At 67.8% G+C, this 14494-nt stretch carries 15 protein-coding genes; 13 read left to right on the top strand and 2 right to left on the bottom strand.

Features of this window, described 5'->3' with window-relative positions; genetic code table 11:
* Positions 1–253 precede the first annotated feature (253 nt).
* The 3 genes from ACIBCN_RS14285 (at position 254) to ACIBCN_RS14275 (ending at position 3157) form a co-directional block, all read left to right on the top strand.
* Positions 254–1420 (top strand): transcription termination factor Rho, short form, encoded by a 1167-nt coding sequence (locus ACIBCN_RS14285; protein ID WP_396991977.1) that lies wholly within the window; start codon positions 254–256, stop codon positions 1418–1420.
* A gap of 75 nt (positions 1421–1495) precedes the next feature.
* The gene (locus ACIBCN_RS14280; RefSeq protein WP_396991976.1) at positions 1496–2701 is read left to right on the top strand and encodes an MFS transporter; all 1206 of its coding nucleotides are present in this window, start codon (positions 1496–1498) and stop codon (positions 2699–2701) included.
* 54 nt (positions 2702–2755) lie between these two features.
* Positions 2756–3157 (top strand): PaaI family thioesterase, encoded by a 402-nt coding sequence (locus ACIBCN_RS14275; protein WP_396991975.1) that lies wholly within the window; start codon positions 2756–2758, stop codon positions 3155–3157.
* Between the two features lie 94 nt (positions 3158–3251).
* On the opposite strand, the gene ACIBCN_RS14270 is transcribed toward ACIBCN_RS14275, so the two are convergent.
* A complete protein-coding gene (locus ACIBCN_RS14270; RefSeq protein WP_396991974.1) occupies positions 3252–3689 on the bottom strand; it encodes a hypothetical protein in 438 nt (145 codons plus the stop codon).
* Between the two features lie 100 nt (positions 3690–3789).
* Here ACIBCN_RS14270 and ACIBCN_RS14265 point away from each other — a divergent pair, with 100 nt between their 5' ends.
* From ACIBCN_RS14265 to ACIBCN_RS14220, 10 genes are all read left to right on the top strand, one after another.
* Positions 3790–4356, top strand: coding sequence for a TetR/AcrR family transcriptional regulator (locus tag ACIBCN_RS14265; RefSeq protein ID WP_396991973.1), 567 nt, complete (start codon positions 3790–3792; stop codon positions 4354–4356).
* A gap of 56 nt (positions 4357–4412) precedes the next feature.
* Entirely contained in the window at positions 4413–4844 is a 432-nt protein-coding gene (locus ACIBCN_RS14260) for a hypothetical protein (protein ID WP_396991972.1), read from the top strand.
* Positions 4845–5026: 182 nt separating this feature from the next.
* Entirely contained in the window at positions 5027–5788 is a 762-nt protein-coding gene (locus tag ACIBCN_RS14255) for an SDR family oxidoreductase (protein WP_396991971.1), read from the top strand.
* A 294-nt stretch (positions 5789–6082) separates the two neighbouring features.
* Positions 6083–7057 (top strand): sensor histidine kinase, encoded by a 975-nt coding sequence (locus ACIBCN_RS14250; RefSeq protein ID WP_396991970.1) that lies wholly within the window; start codon positions 6083–6085, stop codon positions 7055–7057.
* Positions 7054–7725, top strand: coding sequence for a response regulator (locus tag ACIBCN_RS14245; RefSeq protein ID WP_396991969.1), 672 nt, complete (start codon positions 7054–7056; stop codon positions 7723–7725). The genes ACIBCN_RS14250 and ACIBCN_RS14245 overlap by 4 nt, the downstream gene beginning before the upstream one ends.
* Positions 7726–7800: 75 nt before the next feature.
* Positions 7801–9210: a nitrilase-related carbon-nitrogen hydrolase gene (locus ACIBCN_RS14240; RefSeq protein WP_396991968.1), complete on the top strand. Its 1410-nt coding sequence runs from the start codon at positions 7801–7803 to the stop codon at positions 9208–9210.
* A gap of 266 nt (positions 9211–9476) precedes the next feature.
* Positions 9477–10835, top strand: a complete 1359-nt coding sequence (locus tag ACIBCN_RS14235; RefSeq protein ID WP_396991967.1) for an MFS transporter — start codon at positions 9477–9479, stop codon at positions 10833–10835.
* A gap of 279 nt (positions 10836–11114) precedes the next feature.
* The gene (locus ACIBCN_RS14230; protein WP_396991966.1) at positions 11115–11738 is read left to right on the top strand and encodes a hypothetical protein; all 624 of its coding nucleotides are present in this window, start codon (positions 11115–11117) and stop codon (positions 11736–11738) included.
* A 424-nt stretch (positions 11739–12162) separates the two neighbouring features.
* Entirely contained in the window at positions 12163–12573 is a 411-nt protein-coding gene (locus tag ACIBCN_RS14225) for a hypothetical protein (RefSeq protein ID WP_396991965.1), read from the top strand.
* Positions 12574–13011: 438 nt separating this feature from the next.
* The gene (locus tag ACIBCN_RS14220) at positions 13012–13458 is read left to right on the top strand and encodes a hypothetical protein (RefSeq protein WP_396991964.1); all 447 of its coding nucleotides are present in this window, start codon (positions 13012–13014) and stop codon (positions 13456–13458) included.
* 251 nt (positions 13459–13709) lie between these two features.
* On the opposite strand, the gene ACIBCN_RS14215 is transcribed toward ACIBCN_RS14220, so the two are convergent.
* Positions 13710–14489 (bottom strand): 3-oxoacyl-ACP reductase, encoded by a 780-nt coding sequence (locus tag ACIBCN_RS14215; protein WP_396992560.1) that lies wholly within the window; start codon positions 14487–14489, stop codon positions 13710–13712.
* Between the last annotated feature and the right edge of the window lie 5 nt (positions 14490–14494).

Genomic DNA, 14494 nt, shown 5'->3' with positions numbered 1-14494 from the left:
TACTTCTGCGATGAAGGTCGTTGAGTTGATCGAGGGCATTGCGCGCCGATGATCGAAGCTGTACTCTCGGCGACGTCTTCTCCTTGTGGATGTAGGTAGTTCTCCCACAAGAATTTCGAGATCCCCCCTTTTCCGACCCGGTCAACAGAGCCGTTCCGGAATACCTCCGAGGATCCCTGCCCGCGACGTGCACCATGCCGTCGCATTCACGGCCGTTCGCCGTACCCACACTCACTTCCCAGAAGGAAATCCCATGAACACCAACACAATCAACGAAACATTCACCGGTGACCCAGCGGCCGAACAGCACTCCACCCGCACCGTCACCGGCATCCTCGACCTGCACGACAATCGCGGCACCCTGCGCCTCGACGGCTACCTGCCCGGACCGCGCGACCTCGCCGTGCCGCAACGACTGATCCGCGAACACCGCCTGCGTCGCGGCGACTTCCTCACCGGCACAACACAATCCGCAGGCACCAACGGAAAACCCGCGCCGCTGCTCACCGTCGGCACCGTCAACGGACAGCAGCCGGACAAGATCCGGCACCGGCCCACCTTCGCCGACCTGGTCCCGATCTACCCCAACGAACGCCTCCGCCTGGAGACCGAACAGCACGCCATGACCACCCGCGTGACCGACCTCGTCATGCCGATCGGCAAGGGCCAGCGCGCCCTCATCGTCGCGCCCCCGAAGGCCGGTAAAACCTCTGTGCTGCAGGCTATCTCGCACGGCATCGCGAAGAACCACCCAGAATGCGAGCTCATGCTGGTGCTGGTCGGCGAGCGTCCAGAGGAGGTCACCGACCTCACCAGGGCGGTGCCCGCCGACGTCGCCGCGGCCACCTTCGACCAGCCCGCCCGCGAACACATCGCGGTCGCCGAACTGGCCATCGAACACGCCAAACGCCTCGTCGAAATGGGCCGCGACGTGGTGGTCCTGCTCGACTCGCTGACCCGCCTCGCTCGCGCCTACAACCTGGCCAGTCCGGGCTCCGGCCGCGTGCTGTCCGGCGGCGTCGAGGCCTCCGCCCTCGCCCCGCCCAAGCGCTTTCTCGGCGCCGCCCGCAATATCGAGAACGGCGGCTCGCTCACCATCATCGCCACCACGCTGGTGGAGACCGGCTCGCTGGCCGACACGGTGATCTTCGAGGAGTACAAGGGCACCGGCAACGCCGAGCTCAAGCTGGACCGCTGCGCCGCGAATCGCCGGGTCTTCCCCGCCGTCGATATCGGCCGGTCCAGCACTCGCAAGGACGAGCTGCTGCTCACACCCGACGAGCTCGCCGCCACCCATACCCTGCGCAAGACCCTCGCCACCCTGGACAACCAGCAGGCCCTCGACCTGCTGCTGGAAGGCCTGCGCAAGTCCGAGACGAACGCCGAGTTCCTCGCGCCGATGCGTGCCGGGCGCGGCTGAGCGGGTTTTCGCCCCGATACGGCAATGGCGTAAACCCGCCAGAGCCGCGACCGGGTCGCTGCTGAACTTGGCCAGGTGTCCACAGTTCTCATCGCCCCCGCCCCGGCACCCGCCCGCAGCGCACTGACCGGCTGGCTCGCCGTCGTCTCGGTGACGATCGCCATCTTCTCGATCGTCACCACCGAAATCCTGCCGATCGGCCTGCTCACCTCGATCGGCGCCGACTTCACCATCTCCGACGGCATGGCCGGGCTGATGATGACCATGCCGGGACTGATCGCCGCCGTCACCGCGCCGGTGGCGACCGTCGCCACCGGTCGGATCGATCGCCGAATCATGCTGTGCCTGTTCATGTTTCTGCTCGTAGCTGCCAACGCGCTGATGGCGGTCGCGCCTGCATACTGGGTCGTGCTGGCGTCCAGGGTCCTGATCGGCATCACCATCGGCGGGTTCTGGTCCATCGCGGCTGGATTGGCCGAACGCCTGGTGCCCGCGACTTCGGCGAGCCGGGCCAATGCGGTGATCTTCTCCTCGGTGCCGCTCGGCTCCGTGCTCGGCGTGCCCGCTGGCACCCTGCTCGGCGAAATCGCGGGCTGGCGAATGGTATTCGTGGTGGTCGGCGCGCTCTCGGCGGTGGTGCTCGGCATGCTGGCGGCGTTCCTGCCGCCGCTGCCCGCTCATACCGTCACCCGAGTGGCGGTGCTGCGCGGACTGCTTCGCGGGATCAATGTCCGATTCGCCTTGCTGGCAACGTTTCTCGTCGTACTCGCGCAGTTCGGTGCCTACACTTATGTGACACCGTTCCTCGAACAGGTCACCCACATCGGGCCGGGCATGATCACGCTGCTGCTCCTGATCTATGGTGTCGCAGGCATTCTCGGCAATTTCCTGGGCGGTGCCACGATCGTGCGGCGACCGCACACCGCCTTCGCGGGCGCTGCGGCCTTGATGGCGAGCGCGATGCTGTTGCTGCCCGTCTTCGGCCGGTGGGAGGCGGGCGCACTGGTGTTGCTGTTCGTCTGGGGCATCGGATACGGGGCGGTGCCGGTGTCCAGCCAGGGCTGGTTCGCCAAGGCGGCGCCGAACGCGCCCGAGGCGGCCTCGGTGCTGTTCACCGCCGCGTTCCAGGCGACATTCTCGCTCGGCGCGCTGGTCGGCGGTCTAGTGGTGGACCGGGGCTCGCCCGCCACCGTGATGCTGCTCGGCGGCGGCATTGCGGCGCTGGTGATCGTCGCGGTGGCCACCCATGCCGCACAGCGTCGCAGCTGGCCCGATCGGTAAGCGTTACCTCGCGGGTAATCGACCAGCCGCGACACATCGGGCAGGATCGCGATCATGATCGATGAGCCGGGTACCAAGCTGTTCCACCAGACCATGCCGTTCACAGAGCGGCTCGGCATCGAGGTGCTCGAGCACGGCTCCGGGCTGGTGCGCAGCCGCATCGCCTGGGACGAATCGCTCTGCACCCTCGGCGGCGCGCTGCACGGCGGCGTGCTGATGTCGCTGGCGGACGCGACCGGCGCGGTGTGCGCCTACCTGAATCTGCCGGAGGGTAAGGCGGGTACCACCACGGTCGAATCGAAGACCAACTTCGTCAGGGCGGTCCGCTCCGGCTATGCCACGGCCTCGTCGACGCCGCTGCACGCGGGGCGCACGTTCATCGTGGTGGAGACCGAAATCCGGGACGACGCAGGCAAGCTCGTCGCGAAGGTGACCCAGACCCAAGCCGTGCTGTAGGCCGCTAACGCCGTCGACGGCGGCCCACCACCGGCAAAAGCCTGCCCTGGCAACGGTTCTCGTTGCCGGGACGGGCTTTCTCGTACTCGGCTACTCAGCCGAAGAGGACGAGACCCAACGCCGCGATGAAGACGACCTGAACTACGGTGCGCAGCGGCAGCGGCATGGTCTTGATGCCGAGCTCCGCCTTTGCCGCGCGAATGTTGGCCGGGAACAACAAGAGCAGCAGCACGATCAGCAAAGCCGCGGCGAGCTTCGCGGTGGCCGGGATGAGCAGGCCGCCCGCGCCCGCCAGCTCGAAGACGCCGGTGAGGGTGACCAGCGCGGCCGGGTTCGGCAGTTTCGGCGGCACCATCGCCACCAATGCCTCCCGGCGCGGCGACAGGAAGTGGGCGCTGGCGGTGAGGACGAACATGACGGCCAGGCCGAGCGTGACGGCGTGCGGCCAGGAGTTCAGCCACTCGGGTCCGGCCAGCCAGCCGATGAGCCGGGCCAATGCGGTGACGACGGCGAGTACAACCAGCGGGGCCATCAGGGTCTCCTACGTTTTCCGACGATCAATCTTGACACTGGAAAGATTAGAGCCGGCCCGCAAACTTGTCAATGACTAGATTCTCGGGCACTATCGATCCATGGCGAAAAGCGGTTATCACCACGGGGATCTGCGGGCGACCATCCTGGCCGCGGCGGCCGACCAGATCGCGAGCGACGGCATCGACGCGATCTCGCTGCGCGAGCTGGCCCGCCGCGCGGGCGTCTCGCACGCGGCACCCGCACACCACTTCGGCGACCGGGCCGGCGTGCTGACCGCGCTGGCCATCGAGGGCTTCGAGTTGCTCACCGCGGAACTGACGCGGGCCGGTGCCGGCTTCCGCGACGTCGCCGTCGCCTACATCCGGTTCGCGCGGGAACACCCCGGGCATTTCGACGTGATGTTCCGGCACAGCCTGTTACGTGCCGACGATCCGCGCCTGGACGAGGCCCGGCGCCGGTCCGCGGGCGCGCTGCGCTCCGGCGTGTCCGGCATCCACCCCGGCAACGTCGAACAGCAGCAGGCCACACAGTTGGCCGCCTGGTCGCTGGTGCACGGTTTCGCCGCGCTGTGGCGCGAAGGGGCACTGGATAATTCGAGCCTGGCCGCCGACACCGACCCCGAAGTCCTTGCTCGTCGTATGCTCGCCACCGTGCACTTCGACTGACCGGCAAACTCCACCGTCCGACAGCAAATCCCGGACAACGCGAGCAACCTCCGCGCGTGTACGGCACAGTGGGGCACCAGGATTGCGGAAAGGAGTTGGCGCCACCACCGGTGGCCGCCGTCGACACCATGGACATCCATGCCTACCCGACCGAGTGCACCACTCCGGTGACGCTCGCCGAAGCGGAACGCCTCACCGAGCGCTACCTGTCCTTCGACGACGACGCCGGACGCGGGATCACCAACCGGATCACCGAATTCGACAGCTGCTTCGTGGTCGTCGCCATCTTCGCCCCACCCCCGCCGACCGAAACCCGCACTCCGCCAAGCCCGCTGCCCATCGGCGGCACGGTGAGCACCATCGACAAGGCCAGCGGCGCCATCACCCTCTGGCCCACCTACCCGCCCGACCTGGTCGCCGAACATCACGCGGCGGCGGTGCGCACGGACCGGCTGATCATCGAGGAAACCTGGCCCGCGAGCAGCTGATCCCCACCCCACGCGGCGCGCGTCGCCACCCATGCCTCCCGAAGTGATGCAGATCTTCCAGCACTGGAAGCCCTGATCGCAGGTCCGCGTGTCACACTCTCGCACCCGGTCTCGTCATATCGGTGAAGAGCTGCCGAGGCGGCCGGGAGGCGGACTCTCGGTCCGGACGAGAGGGAACGATCATGACTGGGACGATTCTGGTTACCGGAGGCACCGGCACGCTGGGACAGCATGTGGTTCCGTTGCTGCTGGACGCGGGCGCGAAGGTACGGCTGTTGAGCCGTAATGCGCATGAGCCTGCGGCCGGCATCGAGTATGTGACCGGCGACCTGCTGACGGGCGACGGGGTGGCGGCGGCGGTCACCGGGGCCGACGTCGTGCTGCATCTCGCGGGCGGCCCGAAGGGCGATGAGGTGGCCACCGGGCATCTGGTGGACGCGGCGGCCCGGGCGGGGGCGCGGCACCTCGTGTACATCTCGGTCATCGCGGCGGACACGATTCCGCTCGGATACTTCAAAGCCAAGGCCGACGCGGAGCGGATCGTCGCCGAGTCGGGCGTGCCGTTCACGACGCTGCGAGCCGCGCAGTTCCATGATCTCGTGTTCAAGGCGGTGCGCTCGCTGGCAAAGCTGCCGGTGGTGCCGATTCCGGGCGGGGTGCGGCTGCAGCCGGTCGATTCGCGTGACGTCGCGGCTCGGCTCGTCGAGTTGACGCTGGACGAACCGGCCGGGCAGGTGCCGGATCTGGCCGGACCGACGGTGTACGGGCTGGCGGAGCTGGTGCGCGGCTACCTGCGGGCCAGCGGAAAGCGGCGGCCGCTGCTGCCGGTGCGGATGCCGGGCAAGGCGGGCAAGGTGTATCGGGCGGGCACGAACCTGACCTTCGATGGCACCGAACTCGGGCAGCGGACGTGGGAAGAGTTTTTGGCCGAGCAGCGGGGCTGAGGGCCGCCCCGAAGCCGTGCTGCCACAACCTCATCCGCAGGGGTGAGAGGGGTATCAGCCCGGAGAGTGAGGCCATGGGGCGCGCGGACAGTCCACACTGATGCTTGTGAGGCCTTTCAATGCGGTCACCCGCGCCGCGGGTGCCGTCGACGACGTGACGCGGCGGGTCACCGAACGGTGCGAGCGATTCCCGCTCGGCGTGGTCGATCTCGTGTTGACCTCGGTGATCACCATTGCCACGGTGCTGCCCGCCGTGCTCGCGGGCCAGCCGTGGTGGGTGCTGGGCTGTCGGCGATGGCCTCCGGGCCGGTGTTGTGGCGGCGGCGCGCGCCGCTCACCATCTTCCTTGTCGTCGGTCCGGCGATCACCGTGCTCGCCTGCCTGCACGCCATGCCCGAGCTGCCCTACGGCACCGTGGTCTGTGCGTACACCATCGCCGCGTACAGCCCGCCCGTGCGACGGCGCGGTGCCTTCCTGGCCGGCATTGCCGGCATCCTGCTGTCCCTGGTCATTCCCGACGAAAGCCCGGATTCCTATGCCTACGCGGCCATGTCCTTCCTCACCGCCTGGGCGCTCGGCACCGGTGTCCGAGCCAGGCGGGCGCAGATCGAGATGCTCGAGGAACGCGCCCGCAGGCTCGACGAGGAACGGGTTGCGGCGCTGGACCGGGAACGCCTGCGGATCGCCAGGGACATGCACGACATCGTCACGCACTCGGTGGGCGCGATGATCGTCCAAGCCGAGACCGGCCCGCTGTTCACCGGCACCGACCGCGCACGGGCGGACGACACCTTCGCGAGCATCGCGGAGACGGGCCGCGTTGCGGTGCAGCAACTTCGGCGCAGCCTCGAGACGTTGCGCGGCGAATCGGCCGACCCGCGACACCAACCCGGCATCGAGGCGATCGCCGACCTGGTCGAGCTGTCGCGCCAGGGTGGGCTCGCCGCGTCGCTGGATGAGAACGGACCACGGCGCGCGGTGTCCGACGATGTCGCCGTCACCGCCTATCGCTTGGTGCAGGAAGCGTTGACCAACACCAGGAAACATGCCCGTGCCACCGGCGTGCGGGTCTCGCTCGGCTGGTCGGATCAGCTACTGACGGTGCGGGTTTCCGATGACGGCGTGGGCCCGGCGCGCACGAAGCCCGGCGGGTACGGGCTGCTCGGGATGCGCGAACGGGTCACCGGCAGTGGCGGAACGCTGCGGCATGGCCCCTCGGGCAACGGTTTCGACGTTGCCGCCGAACTGCCACTCGGACAACGGGGTTGACCGTGCGCGTACTCGTCGTCGACGACCAGGATCTGTTCCGCGCCGCCTTCGGCCTGATCCTGGATGCCCAACCGGATATCACCGTGGTCGGCGAGGCCGCCGACGGGCTGGAAGCGATCGACAAAGCTCGTGCCCTGGCACCCGATGTGGTGGTCATGGACGTCAGAATGCCGCGCCTCGACGGCGTGGCCGCCACCTACCGCATCTGTGCCGAGGCCTCAGCGAAAGTGTTGGTGCTCACCATGTTCGACTTGGACGAGTATGTCTTCGATGCCCTGCGAGCCGGGGCAAGCGGGTTCCTGCTCAAGGATGTTCGCCGCGAGGAGCTGGTCGACGCGGTTCGCGTCGTTGCCAAGGGCGAGGCCTTGCTCGCTCCGACGGTGACCCGGCGCTTGATCGCCGAGCTCACCGAGCGCGGGCACCCGCGGCCCGAGCTCGCGCGCCGCCTCGACGAGCTGACCGAGCGAGAACGAGACACGTTGCGTCAGTTGGCACGTGGGCTCTCGAACGCCGAAGTCGCCGCAGCGCTGGTGGTCAGCGAGCACACGGTGAAGACCCATGTCAGCTCGGTGCTGGCGAAGCTCGGCCTGCGCGATCGGGTACAGGCGGTGGTGTTCGCGTACGAGGCGGGTCTGGTACAGCCGGGAGCCTCGGCGCCGCCGAGTTGATCCGCCGCACGAGCGAGGTCGAGCTCAGTCGTCGCGGCGATGTGCGGGACGGCTCGGACGCCGAATATCGAAGGGGTGAAACGCTTTCTGCTCGCCGCATCGGCGACCGTCATCTCCGCGCTGCTGTGGCATTTCGGCACCGGCCTGCGACCGCTGCCCGGCTTGGCCTTCCTTGCGCCGCTGCCGGTATTGCTGTTGGCGCCGCGAGTGTCCGCGGCGACGGCGTTCGCGGCGGGCGCCCTGTCGTGGCTGGGCGGCGAGCTCCAGATCTGGCCCTACTTCACCGAAACCCTCGAACAACCGGTTCCGGTGACGGTGCTGCTGCTCGGCGGAACGGCCCTGTTGTTCGGCGGGATCGTCACGGTGACGCGGGCGCTGCTGGTGCGCGGTCGACCCGGATTCGCGGTGGTCGCGCTGCCCGCCGGATGGGTGACGGTGGAATTCCTGCTCGCGGTGGCGGGCCCGTTCGGCGCGTGGTGGAGCATCGCCTACACCCAGGCCGATGTGCTGCCGGTGATTCAGACGACCTCGCTCACCGGTTCATGGGGTGTGACCTTTCTGATTCTGCTGGTGCCGTCGGCGGCAGCGGTGCTTGGCGCGCCGGAAGTTACTCGGGCACAACGCCTTCGAGTGGGCGGGGCGACCGCGGTGGTGCTGAGTGCGCTCGGCGCCTTCGGCGGCTGGCGGTTGGCCACGCCGCAGGAGAGTGCGACAGTGCGGGTCGGGCTGGTGGCGGTGACACAGCCGCCGGACTACGTTCCGGTCGAGTCCGCCGACGGCCGCGACATGGTGGCGCGGGTCGTCGGCGAGATCGAAAAAATGGCCGACCAGGGCGCGCAAGTAGTCGTGCTTCCGGAAAAGTCCTGGCGCGCTGACGATTCCACCATTGCGGCGCTGTCAGGGCCGCTGACGGAGGTAGCGACTCGACGCAACATCGACGTGGTCGCCGGACTGATCCACACCACCGGCGGCATCAGCTACAACGCCGCGATCGACTACCCCTCCGGCGTGCAGTACGCGAAGCACTACCTGATTCCCGGACTGGAGGACGAGCACCAGCCTGGCACACAGTGGCAGAGCGTTCCCGGCCAGCCCTGGGCCCTGGCGGTCTGCTTCGACCTGGACCATCCGGACCTCGTCCTGGCGAATCGGCGCCGCGGTGCGACGTTGCTGCTGGTTCCCGCCCTGGACTTCACCAACGACCACTGGCTGCACAGCCGGATGGCGGTCATGCGTAGCGTCGAATCCGGGATGGGTGTCGCACGAGCGGCGCAACTCGGCGAACTCGTGGCGAGCGATTCCCGCGGGCGCGTACTCGCTTCCGCGCCAACCGATATCACGGTGACCAGGGCCGTACTCGCGGAAATTCCGTTGACCTCGGGCAATACCGTGTACGCGCGATTCGGCAACTGGTTCGGATGGACCTGCGTTGTGCTGTTCGGCGCCGCGCTCGGCGGGACAGCGTGGCGACGACCGCCGGCCTGACCAACGGCGCTCGCCGCGCTGCCGGAGCGATCTCGGCGACGAGCAAGCGCTGCCCGGTTGCGGCACCGTTATCAATTCGTTATCATTTTGACATTCACGCACTTCATCGCAGGTCGTGACGCCCGTCCGGTGCGTACGCACCAGGACGTCACTGTTTGCGCCGATTGAAACGTGGGTATCGGTCTAATTCGTGCCAAGTCTCTGGTGTCAGGACCCGGAGGCAGGCCGAAACGAGGTCCGCTCGTCGGACTGGAGAGGACACGCACGTGACTGACGGGGACCCAGCGAAATTTCCACTACGGCGATCGGTCGCCGCCTCCGCGATGGGCAATGCCACCGAATGGTTCGACTACGGTGTGTACGCCGCAACGGCCACCTACCTGACCGACGCCTTCTTCCCTGGGAATCTCGGCACACTCGGCACCATGCTCGGCTTCGCCGTCTCGTTCCTGCTGCGCCCGCTCGGCGGCATGGTGTGGGGCCCGCTCGGCGACCGCATCGGCCGAAAGGCGGTGCTGGCCACCACGATTCTGCTGATGGCCGCGGCCACCGGCGCCATCGGCATCCTGCCGACCCATGCCCAGGTCGGCGTGCTCGCGCCGATTCTGCTCATTTCGCTGCGCGTCGTGCAGGGCTTCTCGACCGGGGGTGAATACGGCGGCGCCGCAACCTACCTGGCCGAATGCGCCAGCGACAAGCGACGCGGCTTCCTCGGCAGCTTCCTCGAATTCGGCACGCTCGCAGGCTTTGTCGGCGGATCCGCGACGGTGCTCGTCTGCCAGCTCGCCTTCGGCTCCGACGCGATGCACAGCTGGGGTTGGCGCATCCCGTTCCTGCTCGCCGTCCCTCTCGGCCTGGTCGGCTGGTACCTGCGCTCGAAGCTCGACGAGAGCCCGGTGTTCAGCGAGGTCGCCGAGGAGGACACCAAGCACCCGCCCGGCGGCCTCCGCGGCCTGCGCGAACTGGTCACCACGTACCGACGCGAGCTGCTCACGATGGCCGGCCTGGTCGTCGCCCTCAACGTCGTGAACTACACGCTGCTCACCTATCAGCCCACCTACCTGCAGAAAACCATCGGCATGGGCGAATCGACCGCCACCACGATGATGCTGATCGGCCAGACGGTGATGATGCTGGTGCTGCCGTTCTTCGGTCGACTGTCCGACCGGGTCGGCCGCCGGCCGATGTGGCTGTTCTCGCTGGTCGGCTTGGGCCTGCTCGCCATCCCGATGTATTGGCTGATGGGCCAGGGCACCGGGTGGGCGATCACCGGCTTCATCGTGCTCGGTCTGCTGTACGTCCCGCAGTTGTCGACGATCAGCTCCACCTTCCCCGCGATCTTCCCGACGCAGGTCCGCTACGCGGGCTTCGCGCTCGCCTACAACGTGTCCACCGCGGCCTTCGGCGGCACGGCCCCGCTGGTCAACGAGGCCGCGATCGAATGGACTGGCTGGTCGCTGTTCCCGGCCGCCTATATGGTCGGCGCCAGCCTCATCGGCCTCGTCGCCTGGTGCTTCCTGCGAGAGACCGCCGGAACGTCGCTGCGCGGCACGGAAGTCCCCGACGCGGGCGACGACCTCAGCTTGGACTCGCTGCTCCCCGGCAAGGCCGCCGTAGCCCCTTGACCGAGCCGTGTACGGGACACGACTGAGCGCCTCCGCCGTGTCCCGTGCACTATCGGCCGGTTCCGATTCCTGGGTTTAATTTCACCTGATTCGGGAATGGGTTGCGCTCGATAAATGCAGCACTCGATTAATTCCAATTCCGTTCCGGTGGGTTGACGAGGCGTGATCGCGAGTGACTTGCCTGGACTACCGGCGTCCTGCTCATTTCGAAGTATCGGCACTAACGTGTGGAACGTTTGCACAGCATGTACCACTTCGAAACGAGAAGGGGCTACACATATGATTGGCAAGATCGGAGCCGCGGCCGCCGCAGGGCTGACCGCGACACTATTGCTAACCGGCGCCGCCGGGGCGAATACATTCCAGACCGATCAATCGGTCGGCGGATTCACGGTGGCAAGTCAGACCGACAACGACCCAGCGTGCCCGGACGGCGAGAGTGGGACGGACGGCAGCAAGAAGGGCCAGTCCGGCACGACGCAGGAAGAAACCACCTCCGGTGCGCAGAACGGCGGAAACGGCGACAGCAAGCCGCCAGCCCTGCCGACCGGCCTCGATACCGGTAGCGCGACCGGCAAGACGACCGGCCAGACCGGCGACGGCGACACCACCTCGAGCGATCCGAAGAAGTGCAAGACCACGCCGAGCACGGGCGCTGATACGCCCAGCACGGGCATGGACACCCCGAGCACTGGCGGGACCGGCACGCCTAGCACCGGTGGAACCAATACTCCCAGCACCGGCGGGACCGGCACCCCGAGCACCGGTGGCACCAATACTCCCAGCACAGGCGGGACCAATACCCCCAGCACCGGCGGGACCGGCACCAACGGCGGTAAGAACGCTCCCGGCACGAGCTCCGACACCACCCCGCCTTCCGACACCGCACACAAGTCCCGCTGATCCTCCCCTCGGTGCACTTCTGCACCTGAACAGCCCATCAGCCGCCCGACGCAGGCATCAATCACCCGCGCCGCCGCCACCTCGGCGGCAACCGGCCCTCCCGCCGGTAAGGGTAAGCGTCGAAGCGAAATTGGCACTGTTCGGCGTCGTCGCCGCGCGACCGCTCGGCGACGACGCGCACCGGTTTCAGCTCCGCCCAGACGCGTTGAGCTGACCAAATCCTCCCCGTCGGGCCGCGCCGCCTGCTTTCTTCGGCGGTCTGCCGAACGCGGCACCGAAACGCCGGGCCGAAACGGACCAATTCCCCCACGTCAAGCCCATTGCGTACCGACCAGTTTTGCTCATTGTGATGTGAGCCACTAACGTGTTGAACGTTTGATCAGCATGTACGCATGTACCACTTCGACTAGAGAAGGGGCTACACATGAATCACATGAAGATCGCGAACCTGGCTGCCGCCGGGCTGACCGCATCACTACTGTTCGCCGGAGTCGCGGCAGCGGAGCAGCCACCCGCGCAGCCCGCACCGCCCGCCACTCAAGGCGGCGTGCAGGGCGGTGTGCAGGGCGGCGCCGGTGGCGCCCAGGGCGGCGCGCAAGGCGGCGTCGGCACCGGTGGCGCACAAGGTAACGCTCAGGGCGGTGCACAAGGCGGTGCCGGTGGCGCACAAGGTGGCGCTCAGGGCGGTGCACAAGGTGGCGCGGGCGCCGGTGGCGCACAAGGTGGCGCTCAGGGCGGTGCGCAAGGCGGCATCCCCGGAGCACCGAGCCTGCCGGATTTGGGCGGCCTGCCGGGCGCGAACATGATACCGAAGGGCCTACTGCCGACCGGCTGACAGCCACCGCCGTGGCATCGCGCAAGCGCGCGATGCCACGATTGAACAGCAAGTTGGTTCGCGCGAAAATGCCACCGGCAATCCGGAGTTCAGCTCCAGTGTGGCGGCCGCTATTCAATGGCGATATTGCGGCGTCGACGCGGACCCGAACTGTTCGGCGTCGTCGCCGAGTCCGATGCTCGGCGACGACACCCGGCGGCACCTCTCGGCCAACCCGTCGGAGGACCGTGCGGCGCCCCTGATGGCCTGTCTATCGAAGATCTGCGTCGCCCCGGTAAGTCGGGCATTTTTACGCAATGTGCCGAACCGCTAGCGGTTGATCGTTTGAACAAACCTGCACTCATGTACCACTTCGAGACGAGAAGGGGCTACACATGAAAATCCTGCTAGGAACCGCGGCCGCCGCAGGGCTGACCGCGACACTCTTGTTCGCCGGGGTTGCCGAAGCCAACGCGTTCCAGCCGCCGCCCGCTGCGGGTGCCCCGGCACCATCGTCGCCAGGCACGACCCCGCAAGGCGGCGCAGGCGCGGGTGGCGGCGCAGCTCAACAAGGCGGGCCGGGCGGTGGCGCAGCTCAACAAGGCGGCGCAGGCGGTGGCGCAGCTCAGCAAGGCGGCGCAGGCGCAGGCGGCGGCGCGGCCCAGCAGGGCGGCGCAGGCGCAGATGGCGGCGCAGCTCAGCAAGGTGGCACAGGCGGCGCGACCCAGCAAGGCGGCGCAGGCGCAGATGGCGGCGCAGCTCAGCAAGGTGGCACAGGCGGCGCGACCCAGCAAGGCGGCGCGGGCGCGGGTGGCGGGGCTCAGCAAGGCGGCGCAGGCGCGGGAACAGGAGATGGAGCGGGCGCAGGCACCGGAGGCAGCCCGGCCCCGCAAAGCGACCCGTTGAAATCGGGCGGTGCGGGTAGCCCAGCAGACTCCGGGCTGGCGGACAGGGTGGATAGGCTCACCCACAGCCTGAGCGAACTGAGCAACCTACTGGGCCAGTGACTCCTGCTGCGGCTTCACCGGCAACTCCCCCGGCGACGCCTTAGATCCACGGCATCTGGCCGCGACACACTGTGCGCACGCGGCCGACCGCAGTGAACTCCCGCAACACTTCCCCAGGAAGTGTTGCGGGAGTTCACTTTTAACGATGTTCTACAACGGCGTCACATAGGCGCCGGAGATGCCACCGTCCACCAAGAACTGCGATGCCGTGATGAACGAGGCGTCATCGCTGGCGAGAAACGCGACAGCGGCGGCGATCTCCTCGGGTTCGGCGAAGCGTCCCGTCGGGATATGCACCAGGCGGCGGGCGGCCCGCTCCGGATCCTTGGCGAACAGTTCCTGCAGCAGCGGCGTGTTCACCGGCCCGGGGCAGAGCGCGTTCACCCGGATGCCATTGCGGGCGAACTGAACTCCGAGTTCCCGGCTCATCGCGAGGACACCGCCCTTAGAGGCGGTGTAGGAGATCTGTGAGGTGGCCGCGCCCATCACCGCGACGAACGAGGCGGTGTTGATGACCGACCCCTTGCCACGCTCCAGCATGTGCTGGATCGCGTATTTGCTGCACAGGTACACCGAGGTCAGGTTGACCTCCTGGACTCGCCGCCACGCGTCGAGGCCGGTGGTGAGGATCGAATCATCTTCCGGCGGTGAGATTCCCGCGTTGTTGAAGGCGATATCGAGCCCGCCATAATTGTCGACCGCGGTCTGGAACAGTCCCTCGACCTGCGCCTCGTCGGTCACATCAACCTTGACGTACAAACCGCCGACCTCGGCGGCCGCCGCCGCGCCGGTGGTGGCGTCGATGTCGGCGACTACGACCTCCGCCCCCTCGGCGGCGAAGCGGCGGACCGTGGCGAGGCCGATGCCGCTCCCGCCGCCGGTAACGACGGCGACTCGATCCTGTAAGCGCTGCAAGGCATCTCCTGTCAGATTAG

This window comes from Nocardia sp. NPDC051052, from assembly GCF_044456045.1.
In the GTDB taxonomy this organism is placed as follows: domain Bacteria; phylum Actinomycetota; class Actinomycetes; order Mycobacteriales; family Mycobacteriaceae; genus Nocardia.
The sequence above is the reverse complement of the archived record's forward strand: the minus strand, read 5'-3'. Positions and strand labels throughout refer to the sequence as shown.

Excerpts from the sequence above, each read along its gene's own strand:
- ACIBCN_RS14285 (WP_396991977.1), top strand. The coding sequence starts at position 254 with ATGAACACCAACACAATCAACGAAACATTCACCGGTGACCCAGCGGCC.
- ACIBCN_RS14270 (WP_396991974.1), bottom strand. The coding sequence starts at position 3,689 with ATGGCCCCGCTGGTTGTACTCGCCGTCGTCACCGCATTGGCCCGGCTC.
- ACIBCN_RS14230 (WP_396991966.1), top strand. The coding sequence starts at position 11,115 with ATGATTGGCAAGATCGGAGCCGCGGCCGCCGCAGGGCTGACCGCGACA.
- ACIBCN_RS14275 (WP_396991975.1), top strand. The coding sequence starts at position 2,756 with ATGATCGATGAGCCGGGTACCAAGCTGTTCCACCAGACCATGCCGTTC.
- ACIBCN_RS14255 (WP_396991971.1), top strand. The coding sequence starts at position 5,027 with ATGACTGGGACGATTCTGGTTACCGGAGGCACCGGCACGCTGGGACAG.
- ACIBCN_RS14265 (WP_396991973.1), top strand. The coding sequence starts at position 3,790 with ATGGCGAAAAGCGGTTATCACCACGGGGATCTGCGGGCGACCATCCTG.
- ACIBCN_RS14250 (WP_396991970.1), top strand. The coding sequence starts at position 6,083 with ATGGCCTCCGGGCCGGTGTTGTGGCGGCGGCGCGCGCCGCTCACCATC.
- ACIBCN_RS14225 (WP_396991965.1), top strand. The coding sequence starts at position 12,163 with ATGAATCACATGAAGATCGCGAACCTGGCTGCCGCCGGGCTGACCGCA.